The sequence below is a fragment of the Asanoa siamensis genome (assembly GCF_016862555.1).
GTDB lineage: Bacteria > Actinomycetota > Actinomycetes > Mycobacteriales > Micromonosporaceae > Asanoa > Asanoa siamensis.
Map to the genome: position 1 here is coordinate 66,875 of NZ_BONE01000026.1, position 15,675 is coordinate 82,549.

Here is a 15,675-nt window from a genome sequence, read left to right on the forward strand (position 1 = left end):
AGTTGTCTAAGACGTGCGTACCATCATGAGCATGACACGCATCGGCAACGCGAAGGTCCTCGTCTCGGGCGCCGGAATCGCCGGCACGGCGCTGGCGTGGTGGCTGGCCGAGCACGGCGCCGAGGTCACGGTCGCCGAGCGCGCCGACGCACCGCGCGACGGCGGCTACAAGGTGGACATCCGGGGCGCGGCGCTGACGGTGGTCGAGCGGATGGGGCTGCTCGACCAGGCCCGGGCGCTGCGCACCGGCGTGCGCACGGGCTCGGTGGTCGACGCGACCGGGCGGCGGGTGGCCAGCATGGACGCCGACACGTTCGGCGGCCGGGTGCACGACGACGCCGAGCTGCTTCGCGGCGACCTGTCCCGGATCCTGCGCGAGGCCACAGCCGACCGGGCCGGTTTCCGGTTCGGCACCGAGGTGGCCGCGCTCGACCCCGACGGCACCGCGACGTTCGCGGGCGGCGCGCGCGAGCGCTACGACCTGGTGGTCGGCGCCGACGGGCTGCGTTCCGCGACCCGCACCCTGGCGTTCGGCGCCGGCGGGGTGCACGACCTCGGCCACTACGTCGCGATCTGGTCGGTGCCCAACCACCTCGGGCTCGACCGCGAGGAGCTGACCTACGTCGGGCCGGGGCGCACCGCGCTGGTCTACAGCACCGCCGGCCAGCACGACGCCAAGGCGATGTTCCTGTTCGCGGGCGACACCGCGGCGCGGCCGCGCGGGCGGGAGGCGCAGGAGCGGTTCCTGACCGACGCGTACGCCGGTGAGGGTTGGGAGGTCCCGAAGCTGCTCGCCGCGATGGGCGAGGCCGACGACCTCTACTTCGACACGATCAGCCAGGTCCGCCTCGACGCCTGGTCGCGCGGGCGGGTGGTGCTGGTCGGCGACGCGGCCTACTGCGCCTCCCCCGCCTCGGGCCAGGGCACGAGCCTCGCGCTGGTCGGCGCCTACGTGCTGGCCGGCGAGTTGGCCACCGCGGGCCTCGACGCCGGCCCGGCCCGCTACGAGGAGCGGATGCGCCCGTTCGTCGCGGCCAACCAGAAGCTGGGCCCGGCCAACATCAAGCGGATGGTGCTGCGCAGCCGCGGCCAGGTCCGCATGTCGATGCGCATGCTCGGGGTGCTCAACCGGCTGCCGGGCAAGGAGCGCCTGCTCGCGAAGGTCGTCGAGCCCATCCACCGCGCGGCCACCGCCATCACCCTCTGACGCTCCTGACACCACGATGGCACCACGCACTTGCGCGTGGTGCCATCGTGGTGTCATAGTACTGCCATGGACCTGACGCCCTACGTCGACAAGCTCCGCGAGGAACTGGCCGTCGCCGCCGAAGCCGGTGGCGAGGAGGCCCGCGCGCTCGCCGAGCGGCTGACCGCTCCCCTGGACTCGGCCGTCCGGCTGGCGTTCCTCGAGGCGCTGTCGGCCGCCGCCGACGAGATCACCCGTGACCTCGCTCCCGGCTCGGTCGACCTGCGGCTGCGCGGACGCGACCCGCAGTTCGTGGTCAACGTGGTGCCAGGTGGCACCACGCCGGCACCAGCGCCGGCGCCGACCGCTGCCGTGCCGGACGACGCGCTCACCGCGGGCGCGGCCTCGGCCCGGATCAACCTGCGGCTCCCGGACGAGCTCAAGGCCCGCGTCGAGGCGGCTGCCGGCCGGGCGCACGTCTCGGTCAACACCTGGCTCGTCCGCGCCGCCGCGAGCGCGCTCGACGCCGACAGCACCCCGCGCGCCACCAGCGACCCGAGCGGCGACGGCCAGCGCTTCACCGGCTGGGTCCGTTGACGATCACCACACACGAGGGGACCACCATGCCTACGTTCGCCACCCCTACGCCCATCGACGTCGAGATCGGCATCGTCGCCGGCCACGTCCGGATCACCGCCGGCGACCGCGACACCACCGAGGTCGAGGTCCGCGCCGCCAACTCCCACGCCAAGTCGACCAGGATGGCCGAGGAGACCCAGGTGTCGTACGCCGACGGCCGCCTGACCGTCCGTACGCCCAAGGGCATCGCCCGTTGGTTCTCCGGCAACACCGGCCGCATCGAGGTCGAGGTCGCCGTCCCGGCCGGCTCGCGGCTCGAGGGCAGCACCGACGCCGGCGATCTGCATGCGGCCGGCCCGCTCGGCGACACCCGCTACAAGACCGGCTTCGGCGCGGTGCGGCTGGCCGAGACCGGCCGGCTCCGGCTGGACACCGGGGCCGGCGACGTCACCGTCGACCGGGTCGCCGGCGACGCCGAGGTGACCACCGGCACCGGCCGCGTGCACATCGGCAAGGTCGAGGGCACCGCCGTGGTCAAGAACTCCAGCGGCGAGACCTGGGTCGGCGAGGCGGTCGGCACCGTGCGGGCCAACGGCGCCAACGGCAGCATCGACGTCGACCGGGTCACCGCCGGCGCGACGCTGAAGACCGCCAACGGCAGCCTGCGCGTCCGCGAGGCCGTGCGCGGCCAGGTCTCGCTCGACACGGCGGCCGGCTCGATCGAGGTCGGCATCCCGACCGGCACCGCGGCCTGGCTCGACCTCGACGTCCGCAACGGCGCCGTCCGCAACGGCCTCTCCGGCACGTCGGGCCCGGGCGAGACCGACGAGAAGGTCGAGATCCGCGCCCGCACCTACTTCGGCGACATCACGGTCCAGCGGGCCTGACCCCCCGCACTCCCCCTTACCTCCGCAGCCGCGGCAGCTCTGCTGCCATGGCTACCCATGCTGCCCTGGTATTAACGAAAGGAATCGAGACCATGACCGCGATCGAGGTGTCCGGCCTGCGCAAGGCGTACGGCAAGCACACCGTGCTCGACGGCATCGACCTGCACGTCGCCGAGGGGTCGGTGTTCTCCCTGCTCGGCCCGAACGGCGCTGGCAAGACCACCACCGTCGAGATCCTCACCACCCTGCAGGCCCCGGACGCCGGCCGCATCATCGTCGGCGGGCACGACCTGACCAAGGACCCCGAGGGGGTACGCGCGGCGATCGGCGTCACCGGTCAGTTCTCGGCGGTCGACAACATCCTCACCGGCCGGGAGAACCTGCAGCTCATGGCCGACCTGCGGCACCTGGGCAAGCGGGCCGGCCGGCAGCGGGTCGCCGACCTGCTGGAGCGCTTCGACCTGGTCGAGGCGGCCGGGCGGCCCGCGTCCACGTACTCGGGTGGCATGCGCCGCCGGCTCGACCTGGCCATGACGCTGGTCGGCACGCCGCGGATCATCTTCCTCGACGAGCCGACCACGGGCCTGGACCCGCGCAGCCGGCACACGATGTGGCAGTGCATCCGCGAGCTGCTGGCGGCGGGCACGACGATCTTCCTGACCACGCAGTACCTCGAGGAGGCCGACCAGCTCGCCGACCGGATCGCGCTGCTCAACGGCGGCGTGCTGGTCGCGCAGGGCACCCCGGCCGAGCTGAAGCGGCTGGTGCCGGGCGGCCACGTACGCCTGCAGTTCAGTGACCCCGCCGGTCTCGACTTCGCCGCGGCGAGGTTCACCGACGGTACGCGCGACGACGACGCGCTCACCCTCGACGTGCCCGGCGACGGCGGGGTGTCGTCGCTGCGCACGCTGCTGGACCGGCTCGCGAACGAGCGGGTCGAGCCCGACGGCCTCGCCGTGCACACCCCCGACCTCGACGACGTCTTCCTCGCCCTGACCGCGACGCCCGCGGCTTCCGCGACTTCCGCGACTTCCGCCAAGGAGAGTGTCCGATGACCACCACCGTCCTCGACTCGGTGACCCTGTTCCGCCGGGACATCACCCACGCCGTGCGGTTCCCCATGATGACGATCAGCGGCATCGGCACCGCGTCGTTCTTCCTGCTGCTCTTCGTCGGCGTGTTCGGCGACGCGCTGGGCGCGGATTTCCTGCCGGCGGACGGCGGCCGCTACGTCGACTACATCGCGCCCGGCATCATCCTGATGGCCGCCGGCACCGGCACCGCGGCCACCGCGATCAAGGTCAACCAGGACATGCAGGAGGGCCTCATCGCCCGCCTGCGGACGATGTCGATCGCCCGCATGTCGGTGCTCACCGGCCAGGTGGTCGGCAGCCTGGTGCGTACGATCCTGAGCGTCGTGCTGGTCGTCGGGGTGGCGCTGGCCCTGGGCTTCCGCCCGTCGGCGACGCCGCTGGAGTACCTGGCGGCGCTGGGCGTCTTCGCGATGCTGACGTTCGCGCTGACCTGGATCGCGGTGGCGTTCGGCCTGGCCACGAAGACGGTCGCGGGCGCCAACAGCCTGTCGCTGATCCTCCAGTTCCTGCCCCTGATCTCGAGCGCCTTCCTGCCGACCGGCTCGATGCCGGGCGGGGTGGCCTGGTTCGCGGAGCACCAGCCGTACACCCCGATCATCGAGACGCTGCGCGGCCTGCTGATGGGCTCGGGCATCGGCGACAGCGCGTGGTGGGCGGTCGGCTGGTGCGCGGTGCTGGCCACGGTGGGCTTCTTCTGGTCGCGCGCGCTCTACAACCGGCCCCGCGGCGCCTGAGGCCGCGGGAGAACCCGCCGCGCTTCTGCCGGTCTCGTGCCGGACGGCGGGCGGCGGCGCCGGTCAGCGCGCGCCGGCCACGGGGGGTGTGGATCAAGCGCTGTTGGGGGCGCTCCTTCGTACGGTGCCGGAAAGCCTTCCCACACAAGGAGAGTGCGTCGTGCGTACCACCAGAACAGCGCGCTGGGCGGCCGCCGTCGTCCTGGCGGCCGTCGCGGGCGTGGTCGGGGTCGCCCCGCCCGCGTCGGCCGCCCCGGTCATCGTCTACACCGGACCGTTCTACAACCAGCACACCAAGGACGTGGGCCTGACCAAGGCGATGGCGGTGTTGAACGCGTCCACCGGGAACACCGCCCCGATGATCCAGGCCCCCTACACCGACCCGGCGCCGCACAACGACCGGATCATCCTGGAGCGGGAGAGCACCTCGGGCGTGTACCGGCTCAAGCCGCAGCACACCTACAGCAACGACGGCAACGTGCACAACGACAAGCGCCTCGCGGTCAAGAACGCCGACGGCGGCAACAACATCCCGATCGTGAACGCCACCTGCACGTACGACGGCGTCAACAACGACGTCTGGGAGATCATCGTCAACTGGTCGACCGAGGGCGACTACATCCGGAACCAGATGACCGGAAAGTGCATCACCACGAAGAGCAAGGCCACCGACAACGCCCCGCTGATCACCTTCGACTGCAACGGCGGGCACAACGGCATCTGGATCTTCGGCCCCTAGGTGTGCGGCCGCGGGCCGAGGGCTCCTCTCGACGAGTCGAGGGGGGCCCTCGCCCGTCCGTCAGGCGAGCGAGGCCAGCGAGTCGCGGGCGAGGACGAAGGCTGGCAGGGCTTTCCGGAAGGCCTCGTCGCTGCCGGTCATGACGTGGACCGCGTAGCTCGCGTCGCCGACCGCGACGGTGAAGACCCGGTACTCGACCCCGCTCACCCGCCAGCGCGTCTCGACACCGCTGCCGACCGGGCGGGTCTCCACCGCTTCGGGCCGTGCGGGGAAGAGCCACTCGGCGAACGCGGTGTGCCCGCCGCCGCAGCCCGCCCACGGCGTACGTACCGTCGGGTATTTGTCTGGATCTCATCGGCTTTGCGCGGGTACGTCATTATCTGGAGAACAGGGTTCGAGCCGGATTGGGGCGGCCATGCCTGACGACGACACCGCGCGATCCCATGAAGCGGCTGTGGCTGAGTTCACCGCGTTGCGCGCGGAGATCATGGCTCGGCAGAGCAGCCAGCAGGGACTGCTCTCCATCCAGCTCACGGTCGGGGGCGCGCTGTTCAGCCTCGCCCTGTCGAGTCCCGGCCGCGCCGCGGTGCTGTTGATCCTGCCGCTGACGACGGTGATGCTGGCGGGCCGCCACGTGGCGCACAGTTACGCGTGCCTCAGCATCGCGACCTACATCAGAACTGAGCTCAGCCCTCGCGTAGCCGGCGGGCTCGGCTGGGAGGAATGGCTCCGTGCACATCGCGAGGTACCGCGCCGCTACCGCGTGCTGAACCCGCTGTTCATCTCGTTTCCGGCGATCAGCGCACTCGCTGTGGTCGGCGCGTTCCCGTACCTCGCCAGCCTGCCGGCGTCGGCCGCGTCCGTGAGCTACTGGCTGGCCTGGACGGTTGGCGCCGCACTGACGGTGTCGTCGAGCAGGCTCATCCAACGGGTCCGGCACGACTCCTTCCTCTGGACCGGTCCGACCCCGGAGAGAGCGTTGGCGCCGGAAGGGTGACCGGCGAACGGACGTGACACGAGTCCTCCGCCGTCGCGTCCTCACCCGTGGACCGTGAGGACGCCGGCCACGTCGACGTCGGAGGAGGTGCCCGGGTAGCCCGACTCGGCGATCAGGCGGGCGCCGAGGACCGCGCTCCAGAACGTGCGGGCCTCGACCTGGGGCGTGCGGTCGACGACCCAACCCCGGCGCGCCAGGATCGCGGCCAGGTAATGCTCAGCCTGGCGGAACAGCACCGTCAGGTTCTGCTCGGCCAACGGCCGCAACTCCGGCCGGCGGCGGGTGATGGACATCGCTTCGACCACCGTGGGTAGTGACGGCAGCGCCAGTGCCGTGCGGGCCAGGGCCGACCGGAACGCCGCCGGGGTGCGCTGGCGGCGGCCGATCGGCTCCAGGCGGGCCGCGTCGCGCAACAGCATCAGGAACGCCGCGTGAACAAACAGGGCGTCCTTGGAGCCGAAGTAGTAGGTGATCTGGTTGGGGTGGGCACCCGCGGCCGTGGCGATTTCGGCCACGTTGACCCGGTCAAACCCCCGTGAGGCGAACAATTCGACGGCCTTGTCGAGGATCAGCGCACGGGTGCGCCGTCCCCGTGATCTCGGTGGCACCGCGGTGGACACCCCTAAGTTGTATGCGATACAACTAAGTCATGTCCACCACCCCAGCCGACGTCGTCGTCACCGGTCTGGGCGCGACGACCCCGCTCGGCGGCGACGTCGCAGCCCTCTGGCAGGGCATGCTCGACGGCCGCTCGGGCGTGCGCCGGATCGACGACCTCGTCGCCGCGTACCCGTTCGCCGACGACCTGCCCGCGAAGATCGCCGCACCCATGGCGGTCTCCCCCGCCGACGCCCTCACCCGGGTGCAGGCCCGCCGGATGGACCGGGCCGAGCAGGCCGCGTTCGTCGCCGCCCGCGAGGCCTGGCAGCACGCCGGCACGCCCGAGGTCGATCCCGAGCGGCTGGCCGTCGCGATGGGCACCGGCATCGGCGGCGTCGGCACGCTGCTCGACCAGGACGACCTCATCGAGGAGCGCGGCCCCGGCCGGGTGTCCCCGCTGACCGTGCCGATGCTGATGCCCAACGGCCCGGCGGCCTGGGTCAGCATCGAGTACGGCGCCCGCGCGGGCGTCTACACGCCGGTGTCCGCCTGTGCGTCCGGCGCCGAGGCGCTGGCCCTGGGCGCCCGGATGATCCGTGACGGCGAGGCCGACGTGGTCATCGCCGGTGGCGCCGAGGCGGCCATCAACCCGTTGACGATCGCGGGCTTCGCCCAGGCGCGTACGCTCAGCCGCCGCAACGACGACCCCGCGGCCGCGTCCCGCCCGTTCGACACGGGCCGCGACGGCTTCGTGCTCGGCGAGGGTGCCGGCGCGATGATCCTGGAGCGGGCCGACTTCGCCGCCGCCCGCGGCGCCACCGTGCTGGGCCGGCTGGCCGGCTTCGGGATCACCTCCGACGCGTACCACATCACCGGTCCTGACCCGACCGGCGCCGGACAGATCCGCGCGATCCGGCGCGCGCTGGCGAACGCGGGCCTCGAGCCGGGCGACATCGTGCACGTCAACTGCCACGCCACGTCCACCGTCGTCGGCGACGTCGGCGAGGCGGCCGCGATCGCCGCCGCGCTCGGCCCCGGCACGGTGCTGACCGCGCCGAAGTCCAACATCGGCCACCTCGTCGGCGCGGCCGGCGCGGTCGAGGGCGTCGTCGCGCTGCTGTCGGCCACGCACGGTGTGGTGCCGCGCACGCTCAACCTCGCGGAGCGGGACCCGGCGGTCGACCTCGACGTCGTGGCCGGCGCGACCCGCACCACCCGCCCGGGCCCGGTCCTGAGCAACTCCTTCGGCTTCGGCGGCCAGAACGTCAGCGTGATCTTCACCCCGGCCTGACCGGTAGGGTCGCTGACGTGGGACAGCGATGGAGTGCGGTGCCGGCGGTCGCCCGGCCGATCGCGGACGCGGCGGCCGACGCCGTGACCGCGGCCGGCGACCAGGACGCGGCCGGGTTCGAGGCGGCCGTCGCGCGGCTGGCCGCGTACGACCCGGCCCAGACGGGTCTCCTGCTCGGCACCGTCGTCCGGCACGCGCTGGAGGAGGGCCACCCCGACGGGTTGGCCAGTGACGACATCCGGGACACGCTGGCCGCCGTGGTGACCGGCGCCCGGGCGTGGCAGCCGGAGGTCGACCCGCAGGTCGTCCTGCTGCTGCTCGCGGGCGCCCTCGGGGTGCTCGAGACCGACCCCGACGAGGCGCCCGTCAAGCCGGACGTCGCCGCCCGGCACGCCACTCTGCTGGTCGCGCACCTGGTCGCGCCGGCCACGTTCGCGGCGCGGCTGGAACGGGCGGCCACCGAGCTCGCGGAGCACGCCGAGTGAGCCGAACCGACATTCCCGGCAGATCGCTGTACGTTGGCCGGGTGGGAGCGACATCGTGCTGAGGCGCCACCGTGGCGAGCCCGACGACGAGCGGCGCGACAAGCCGTTACGGCTGTTCCGCCAGCTCGTCCGGTCCGGGCAGCTACCCGTCTACCAGCCGGAGCTGTGTGAGCATCTGGACGCCGAGCCGGCGCGGGACGTGGGGCGGCCGACCGCCTGCGAGGACCACCTGCCGACCGACGAGCCGGTCGTACACCTGCGGGTCTGCCTCACCTGCGGGCACGTCGCCTGCTGCGACTCGTCCCAGCCGCGGCACGCGACGAAGCACGCGCACCAGACCGGCCATCCGGTGATCCAGTCGGCCGAGATCGGCGAGTCGTGGCGCTGGTGCTATCCGCACGAGCTGCTCGGCTGAACGCTCCACTTCGGACCGTGTCCGTACTCGAATTTTTGCCTGTTGAGTAGTTCTCGCGCTAGCCGCCCCGGGCGCCCGGGGGCGGACTAGGCTGGTTTGCAGTCCGAGATCCGCGATGCGATGGCGCGCGGACGGGGGAGCATGCCATGAACGTGAATCTTGAGGTTGTCAGCATTCCGGTGGCGGACGTCGACAGGTCGGTGGCGTTCTACCGCGACACACTCGGCTGGCGCGTCGACGTCGACATCAAGGACGGCGACTCGCGCATCGTGGAGGTCACGCCGACCGGCGAAGGTCACGCGTCGATCGTGTTCGGCCTGCCGATGCCGGCGCCGGCGGGGTCGCTGCGCCACCTGGAGCTGGCGACCCCCGACATCGTCGCCGCCCGCGAGGAGATCGCCAAGCGCGGGGTCGACGTGACGGAGGTGTTCCACGGTGGCGCGGCCAGCGTGTTCGATCCTTCGGCCCGGATCGCGGGGCCGGACCCGGACCGCAACAGCTACGCCTCGTACGCCACGTTCACCGACCCTGACGGCAACGGTTTCACGCTGCAGGAGGTCACGACGCGCCTGCCGGGTCGCGCACCCGGCTCATGACCGTGTGGCCTCGATCAGCGTACGCGTGGAGTGCGCGACGAACGAGCCGTGTGACCGGATGTGGGCGTCGAGCCGCGCGAGGCGCTCGCGGTAGCGGTCGACGGTGAAGCCGGGCACCCACCAGACGCAGGTACGCAGGATGTAGACGACCGCGCCGACGTCGAAGAACTCCATGCGGCAGCGGGCCGTGCGCAGGTCGACGACCCGCAGCCCCGCCGCCCGGGCCGCCGCGGCCTCCCGCTGCGGATCACGCCCCGTGCGGTCGGACGGGCCGAGAAACCATTCGATCAGCGCGTACGCGGACGCGGGGCCGACGTGCTGGGCGAAGTAGGTGCCGTCGGCGGCGAGCACGCGGGCGATCTCGGGCCAGTCCGGGCTCACCGGGTGCCGGCTGCTCACCAACTCGAAGCTGCCGTCGGGGAACGGCAGGGGCTGTCCGGGCTCGACGGCGACGACGTCGACGCCTCTGGGTCCGAGCAACCGTCGGGCGCGGGCGACGCTCGGCGCCCAGCCCTCGGTGGCGGCCATGCGGTCGGGGAGCCGCGGCGCCTCGGCGATGATCTCGCCACCGCCGGTGTCGATGTCGAGGGCGGAGCCGACCCGGCCGAGACGCTCGGCAAGCAGCCGCGCGTAGCCCCACGGCGGCCGCTCCTCGGTGGCCCGCCCGTCGAGCCAGTCGAAGCTCCAGGACACGTCGACGGTGGCAGCCTCGTCAACCAGGTCTTCGAACGCACGCACGTCACCATCCTCCCGAGCCCGTCAACCGGAATCCGCGGGTCACGCCACGGAGCCCCACAGCGCGGGGCAGTTCGTTGGGGGCACGCCGAAGCGCATGAACCGGCCGAGACGAAGGCCCGAGGTCACAGCCCCCGGCCGGCATCGATCGTCGAACCGACCGCGCAACGGAGGCGCGCGCCCACCCGGCCCGCGGGGCGGGCGGGGAAGCCCGACTCCTGAGCACGTAGTCCGCGACCCAGACGATCAGACCCGTCGTCACCCCGACCCAGAGGCTTCCTCCTCAGATGAAGGGGTCCACATGAGTGCCGGTGTCGGCGTCGGTCACCGTGATCGCCTCCATCGGGCACGAGGCCGCCGCGCCGAGGATCGCGTCGTCCGGGTCCACCGGTGTCGCCGGTGGGTGCGAGCGGCCGTCGGCGCCGATCGCGAAGTGGCCCGGCGCGCTGCCCGCGCACACGCCGGACCCGATACACGCCGGGGACACCGCGACATTCCACATCGGACCGACGCCCTACCAGGTCACCGGGAGGCTCTGCAGGCTGCGTACGATCATCCCGGTCTTGAACCGCAACTCCGCGTCGGGCACCGCGATCCGCAGGTCGGGCAGGTGCCGCAACAGGCCGCGCAGCGCCTCCTGCAGCTCCATCCGGGCAAGCTGCGCGCCCAGGCAGTGGTGCGCGCCCGCGCCGAAGCCGAGGTGCTGGGTGATCTCGCGGGACAGGTCGAGCCGGTCCGCGTCGGCGAAGACCGACTCGTCGCGGTTGGCCGCCGCCATCGAGGTGAGCACGACCGCGCCCGCGGGGATCGTGACGCCGCTCAGGTCGACCGCCTCCGTGGTGACCCGTGGCAGGCCGGCGCCCTCGCCGAGCTGGACGAAGCGCATCAGCTCCTCCACGGCCTGCGGGACCAGCTCGGGCGACCCGGCCAGCCGCGCGTATTCCTCCGGGAAGTGCAGCAGCGTCAGCAGGAACATGTTGATCTGGTTGGCCGTGGTCTCGTGCCCGGCGATGAGCAGGCCGAAGCAGAGGTTGACCAGCTCCTGCTCGGTCAGCCTGTCCTGGTTGCCACGGGCCGCGATGAGGGCGGTCATGAGGTCGTCGGCCGGCGTGGCCCGCTTGTCGGCGATCAGCTTGCCGAAGTAGACCGCGAGGTTGCCCATCGCCGCCCTGATCTCGGCCGGATCGCCGCCCGCGTCCGACATGATCGTGTCGGACCAGGCGTGGAAGACGTGCTGGTCCTCGGGCGGCACACCGAGCAGCTCGCAGATGACGCGCACCGGCAGCGGCAGCGAGAAGTGCTCGACCAGGTCGACCGGGCGCGGGCGGGCGGCGACGTCGGTGAGCAGCGTGTCGACGAGCGCGGTGACCTTCGGGCGCAGCTCCTCGACCCGGCGGGCGGTGAACGCGCCCGCGACGAGGCGGCGCAGGCGGGTGTGCTCGGGCGGGTCCATGCCGAGGATCGAGTCGGTGGCGACCAGGGCGATGCCCGTGTCCGAGGCGGCCGAGCCCGCCGCGGCGGCCCGGCTGAACCGCGGGTCGATCAGCACCTGGCGCACGTCGGCGTAGCGCGTGACCAGCCAACCCGTCGAGCCGTCCGGGAAGGTCACCTCGGCCACCGGCCGGTTGGCGCGCAGCTCCGCGAGGCGCGGCGTCGGATGGTAGATGCTGGGTGCCGGCGGCAGCGGAAGTGCCAGGGCGTCGTCCTGCAGCGTCATCTCAACCTCCCCGTCTGGTTGGACAGCCCCAATCTAGACGACGATAAACATCAATGCGAGGGGTACGCGCGACTTCGGCACCCTACGGGGCGCGGAGTGGGGGCACGGTCCGGGGCACCACCGATACGCACGGCGGCCGGCGCTCCATAGTGTCGACCCATGACATCGAGAATGATCAAATCGCCCGTGGCGCGTCCGGTCACGCTGCCCGCCGTCGGGCTGGTGGCGGCACCGCTCGTCTGGCTGAGCGGCTGGGTGATCATGCGTCTCGCCGGCTCCGGCCCGAGCCTCGGCTGGGACGTCGCCCACGTGCTCTGGATCGTCAGCTTCGTCCTCTTCGGAGCGGCCGCGTACGGCCTGTTCCGCCTCGTGGGCGGCACACCCGTCGCGCGCGTCGGTCTCACCGTCGCCCTCGTCGGCGCGGCGACCCTGGTCGTACAGATGGTGATAGACCTGGTCGTCGGTTTCCGCGCGGCCGACGACGCCGCGATGGACCGCCTCTACGACACGGTGTTCGCCACCCCGGGCGTCGAACCGGTCTTCTTCACTGTCGGCCCGATGCTGCTCTTCGTCGGCCTGCTGGCGCTGGTCGTCCACGCCGCGATCCGCCGGACCGCCGCCGCGTGGCAGGCATCGCTGGTCGTGCTCGGCATTGTCCTGATGGTCTCGGGCCGCTTCACGGACGGCGCGCTCCGGCTCCTCGAAGGACTGGGCGCCCTGTGCCTCTGGTTGGCCCTGGCTCCGCTGGCGCCAAAAGCGCCCAGCCGGCGGCATCCACAGTAGCGGGATCTGTCGTACGCCTTCCTGACCGCTTACGCCGCCAGGACGCCGAGGCGGCGGGCCGCCTCGATCACCTCACCGAGCAGCCCGAGCCACTCGTCCACATCGGCCGGCTCCAGGGTGCCGCCCGAACGTCCACACGGCGGCGTATCGAGACGTTCGGCCTCCCGCGACCTTGACGATCGTCTCCGGCGAGGTCTGCGGCCCGGCGGTGGGGAGGGCGAGACCGAGTTCCAGGCTCCTCCAGACAGGTGGAGTCCAAGAGTCACCCCGCCCGCCGCCGCCGACCATGGCGGGTCCGCCCGAGTTTCGAGACCTGTTTCGCTTCGCGAACAAGGGGTGTACGGTGCCCGGACACCCACCGCATCGAAGGTTTTCGAAACTTATGGCAGGCACCGGGCGGCCGACCATGGCGGAGATCGCCAAGGAGGCCAACGTCGCGATCTCGACGGTGTCCAAGGTCCTCAACGGGCACACGGACGTGTCGGCCGCCACCCGCAGCCGGGTCGAGAAGCTGCTGGCCGACCGCGGCTACCGCCGGCCCCGCGCGGTCCGCCGGGCCGGCCGCGGCAGCGACCTCGTCGACCTCGTCATCAACGACCTCGACAGCGTCTGGGGCCTGGAGATCCTCTCGGGCGTCGAGGAGGTCCTCGAGGCGGCGGGCCACGCCCTGGTCGTGTCGACCGTCCACAATCGCCAGTCGTTGACCCGCCGCTGGGTCGACTCGGCGCTGGCCCGCGGGTCGCTCGGCGCGATCCTGGTCCTCTCGGAGCTGACCGGTCGTCAGCGGGCCGACCTGGACCGCCGCGGGCTGCCGATCGTGGTCGTCGACGGCGTCGACCAGCCGCCGCCCGAGGTGCCGTCGATCGGCGCGACCAACTTCGCGGGCGGGTACGCGGCCGCCGAGCACCTGATCGCGCTGGGCCATCGGCGGATCGCGGCGATCGGCGGCCCGGAGCGCCTGCAGTGCACGCGGGCGCGGATCGCCGGCTACCGCGCGGCGCTGGAGTCGGCGGGGCTCCACTCGGACCGCGCTTTGGTCCGCTACGGCAACTTCATGCACGAGGGCGGGCTGCGCGGCGCGCAGTCGCTGCTGGCCTCGGCCGAGCCACCGACCGCGATCTTCGCGGGCAGCGACCAACAGGCGACCGGCGTCTACGAGGCGGTACGCCGGGCGGGCCGCACGATCCCCGGCGACGTCAGCGTGGTCGGTTTCGACGACCTCAACTTCGCGGAGTGGACCGCGCCGCCGTTGACCACCGTGCGCCAGCCGCTGCACGAGATGGGCGTGGCGGCGGCGCGCACCCTGCTGCGGATCGTCAACGGGGAGCGCCTCGAGTCGACCCGCATCGAACTGGCCACCCAGCTGATCGAGCGCGGCAGCACCGCGCCGCCGGGGGCCGGCTGAACACGGCCGCCCGCGCGCGGGTCGGAGCGTTGGTGCCCCGACCCGCGTGCGGACCGGTCCGTACGCTCAGCTCAGGTCACGCTTCTCCTCGTTCGGCAGGGCCGCCTCGATGTGCTCCTTGCGCAGCTCACCGCGGACGGTCTGCTGCTCGGTCACGGTCTCCTTGACCACCCGCACCCGTTCGACCGGGATGGTCTCCTTGTTGATGACCGCGCGCTCGGCGTAGAGCTCGATGTCGAGGTCGGCCTCGGCGAACTGCGCACCGCGGGCCGCCGACGCCCAGTTCTCCTGGGTGATCGGCTCGCGGACCAGGCGGACCTCCTCGTGGGACACCGGCACGGTCATCTGCTGCTCTTCGGTCACCACGTACTTGTGCAGGTGCGCGACGCCGATGCGGTCGCGCTCCGTGCCGACGGAGAGCCGCTCCTCCGACCGGGTCAGGAAGCCCTCGGACAGCGCCGGGTCCTCGATCACGTCGTCGGCGCTGTAGCCGGCGCTCGACGTCGACCGCGACCGGTCCATGTCGCCGAACGAGCCCGCGCCGGCGTCGGCCGGTCTACCCTGGACGCTCGATCCCGGCTCGCCGTAGTAGTCGTAGAGGCGGGCGAACTCGTTGGCCTGCAGCGGTTCGGTGCTGGTCCCGTCGATCCGGGGCGCGTCCTTCACCTGTGACTTGTTGAACGGCACCATCAGGCGCCCCCGGCGCAGGTTGGCCTCGGCGAGCGGAACCATCGACTCCTTCGCCCCGAACATCCCGGTTTTCACGCTGGCCCACGCCGGAGCGCCGGAAGGGTCGCCCCAGACATGCCCAACGGTCCCGATCTTGTCGCCATTACTCCCGTACACGTCGCGGCCGGCTAGCTTGGCGGCGTCTTGACTGGTGATCATGTCCAACTCCTCTCTCACCGCCGGTACCCGCGATCTGCGAAAAACCACCTTTTGCGGAGACGATGGGGAATTTTCCTAAACGTCATACATGGCAAGGCCGTTCAGGGTTGAATGTCCCCGCGCCACCGGCGGGCGTCGGCGGTCAGCGCCGCGACCAGGACGCTCTTGCCTTCGGTGTACGCGTCGCGATCGCCGGCGTGCTCGCGGGCGAGTCGCCGTTTCAGGTCCTCGTAGCGGCGGACGGCGTCGGGGTGCGTCCGGAGGTAGTCGCGGAACGCCAGCACGTCGCCGAACCGGGCGGAGCCGGTCGGCACGAGATGCAGGTGGTGCGTGCGGCGGGCCGGGGTCGGCTTGCAGAACCAGTGCATGACATCGCTTCGGTACGGCGCGTAGCGGTAGTCGAGTCCGGCCAGCATCTCGATGCACGGTCGTGTCGTGTCGAGGTCGCGGACCCCGACCATGATGTCGATCCGCTCGTCGGTCATGCCGCCACACTGCCGCACGCACCGCGCCGGCGCGCGAACTCCGGCGTGACCGTTCTACC

At 72.1% G+C, this 15,675-nt stretch carries 20 protein-coding genes; 13 read left to right on the plus strand and 7 right to left on the minus strand.

All coding sequences use genetic code 11. From position 1 onward, the window contains the following. Window positions 1-31: 31 nt before the first annotated feature. The 6 genes from Asi02nite_RS17695 (at window position 32) to Asi02nite_RS17720 (ending at window position 5,219) form a co-directional block, all read left to right on the plus strand. Complete coding sequence (locus Asi02nite_RS17695) at window positions 32-1,207, plus strand: FAD-dependent monooxygenase (protein WP_203714294.1); 1,176 nt, start codon at window positions 32-34, stop codon at window positions 1,205-1,207. Between the two features lie 66 nt (window positions 1,208-1,273). Then, window positions 1,274-1,783, plus strand: coding sequence for a toxin-antitoxin system HicB family antitoxin (locus tag Asi02nite_RS17700; protein WP_203714296.1), 510 nt, complete (start codon window positions 1,274-1,276; stop codon window positions 1,781-1,783). 26 nt (window positions 1,784-1,809) lie between these two features. After that, window positions 1,810-2,652, plus strand: a complete 843-nt coding sequence (locus Asi02nite_RS17705; RefSeq protein ID WP_203714304.1) for a DUF4097 family beta strand repeat-containing protein — start codon at window positions 1,810-1,812, stop codon at window positions 2,650-2,652. A 92-nt stretch (window positions 2,653-2,744) separates the two neighbouring features. Further along, on the plus strand, window positions 2,745-3,707 hold the full coding sequence (locus Asi02nite_RS17710; protein ID WP_239126781.1) for an ATP-binding cassette domain-containing protein: 963 nt from the start codon (window positions 2,745-2,747) through the stop codon (window positions 3,705-3,707). Then, on the plus strand, window positions 3,704-4,480 hold the full coding sequence (locus Asi02nite_RS17715) for an ABC transporter permease (protein WP_203714313.1): 777 nt from the start codon (window positions 3,704-3,706) through the stop codon (window positions 4,478-4,480). The genes Asi02nite_RS17710 and Asi02nite_RS17715 overlap by 4 nt, the downstream gene beginning before the upstream one ends. Window positions 4,481-4,640: 160 nt before the next feature. Further along, entirely contained in the window at window positions 4,641-5,219 is a 579-nt protein-coding gene (locus Asi02nite_RS17720; protein WP_203714315.1) for an RICIN domain-containing protein, read from the plus strand. 60 nt (window positions 5,220-5,279) lie between these two features. Here Asi02nite_RS17720 and Asi02nite_RS17725 read toward each other — a convergent pair whose 3' ends face one another. Next, entirely contained in the window at window positions 5,280-5,471 is a 192-nt protein-coding gene (locus Asi02nite_RS17725) for a hypothetical protein (RefSeq protein WP_203714317.1), read from the minus strand. A 163-nt stretch (window positions 5,472-5,634) separates the two neighbouring features. Here Asi02nite_RS17725 and Asi02nite_RS17730 point away from each other — a divergent pair, with 163 nt between their 5' ends. Then, on the plus strand, window positions 5,635-6,216 hold the full coding sequence (locus Asi02nite_RS17730; RefSeq protein WP_203714318.1) for a hypothetical protein: 582 nt from the start codon (window positions 5,635-5,637) through the stop codon (window positions 6,214-6,216). Between the two features lie 41 nt (window positions 6,217-6,257). Here Asi02nite_RS17730 and Asi02nite_RS17735 read toward each other — a convergent pair whose 3' ends face one another. Further along, on the minus strand, window positions 6,258-6,836 hold the full coding sequence (locus Asi02nite_RS17735) for a TetR/AcrR family transcriptional regulator (RefSeq protein WP_203714320.1): 579 nt from the start codon (window positions 6,834-6,836) through the stop codon (window positions 6,258-6,260). Between the two features lie 29 nt (window positions 6,837-6,865). Here Asi02nite_RS17735 and Asi02nite_RS17740 point away from each other — a divergent pair, with 29 nt between their 5' ends. The 4 genes from Asi02nite_RS17740 (at window position 6,866) to Asi02nite_RS17755 (ending at window position 9,603) form a co-directional block, all read left to right on the plus strand. Further along, complete coding sequence (locus tag Asi02nite_RS17740) at window positions 6,866-8,107, plus strand: beta-ketoacyl-[acyl-carrier-protein] synthase family protein (protein ID WP_203714322.1); 1,242 nt, start codon at window positions 6,866-6,868, stop codon at window positions 8,105-8,107. Window positions 8,108-8,124: 17 nt separating this feature from the next. Then, on the plus strand, window positions 8,125-8,592 hold the full coding sequence (locus Asi02nite_RS17745; RefSeq protein ID WP_203714324.1) for a hypothetical protein: 468 nt from the start codon (window positions 8,125-8,127) through the stop codon (window positions 8,590-8,592). Window positions 8,593-8,647: 55 nt separating this feature from the next. After that, the gene (locus Asi02nite_RS42760; RefSeq protein WP_373312275.1) at window positions 8,648-9,007 is read left to right on the plus strand and encodes a UBP-type zinc finger domain-containing protein; all 360 of its coding nucleotides are present in this window, start codon (window positions 8,648-8,650) and stop codon (window positions 9,005-9,007) included. A gap of 146 nt (window positions 9,008-9,153) precedes the next feature. Further along, window positions 9,154-9,603 (plus strand): VOC family protein, encoded by a 450-nt coding sequence (locus Asi02nite_RS17755; RefSeq protein WP_203714327.1) that lies wholly within the window; start codon window positions 9,154-9,156, stop codon window positions 9,601-9,603. Here the strand turns inward: Asi02nite_RS17755 and Asi02nite_RS17760 are convergent. The 3 genes from Asi02nite_RS17760 to Asi02nite_RS17770 form a co-directional block, all read right to left on the minus strand. Next, window positions 9,598-10,341: a methyltransferase domain-containing protein gene (locus Asi02nite_RS17760; protein ID WP_203714328.1), complete on the minus strand. Its 744-nt coding sequence runs from the start codon at window positions 10,339-10,341 to the stop codon at window positions 9,598-9,600. The genes Asi02nite_RS17755 and Asi02nite_RS17760 overlap by 6 nt on opposite strands. A 280-nt stretch (window positions 10,342-10,621) precedes the next feature. After that, window positions 10,622-10,825, minus strand: a complete 204-nt coding sequence (locus Asi02nite_RS17765; protein ID WP_308440161.1) for a ferredoxin — start codon at window positions 10,823-10,825, stop codon at window positions 10,622-10,624. 27 nt (window positions 10,826-10,852) lie between these two features. Beyond that, the gene (locus tag Asi02nite_RS17770) at window positions 10,853-12,055 is read right to left on the minus strand and encodes a cytochrome P450 (protein WP_203714331.1); all 1,203 of its coding nucleotides are present in this window, start codon (window positions 12,053-12,055) and stop codon (window positions 10,853-10,855) included. Window positions 12,056-12,214: 159 nt separating this feature from the next. Here Asi02nite_RS17770 and Asi02nite_RS17775 point away from each other — a divergent pair, with 159 nt between their 5' ends. Continuing rightward, window positions 12,215-12,838 (plus strand): hypothetical protein, encoded by a 624-nt coding sequence (locus Asi02nite_RS17775; RefSeq protein WP_203714333.1) that lies wholly within the window; start codon window positions 12,215-12,217, stop codon window positions 12,836-12,838. Window positions 12,839-13,220: 382 nt separating this feature from the next. Further along, window positions 13,221-14,243, plus strand: a complete 1,023-nt coding sequence (locus tag Asi02nite_RS17780; RefSeq protein ID WP_203714335.1) for a LacI family DNA-binding transcriptional regulator — start codon at window positions 13,221-13,223, stop codon at window positions 14,241-14,243. A gap of 66 nt (window positions 14,244-14,309) precedes the next feature. Here the strand turns inward: Asi02nite_RS17780 and Asi02nite_RS17785 are convergent, their stop codons facing one another. Both Asi02nite_RS17785 and Asi02nite_RS17790 read right to left on the minus strand, forming a co-directional pair. Next, window positions 14,310-15,131, minus strand: a complete 822-nt coding sequence (locus tag Asi02nite_RS17785) for a PRC and DUF2382 domain-containing protein (protein WP_203714337.1) — start codon at window positions 15,129-15,131, stop codon at window positions 14,310-14,312. Window positions 15,132-15,232: 101 nt separating this feature from the next. After that, the gene (locus Asi02nite_RS17790) at window positions 15,233-15,616 is read right to left on the minus strand and encodes a GrpB family protein (RefSeq protein ID WP_203714339.1); all 384 of its coding nucleotides are present in this window, start codon (window positions 15,614-15,616) and stop codon (window positions 15,233-15,235) included. Between the last annotated feature and the right edge of the window lie 59 nt (window positions 15,617-15,675).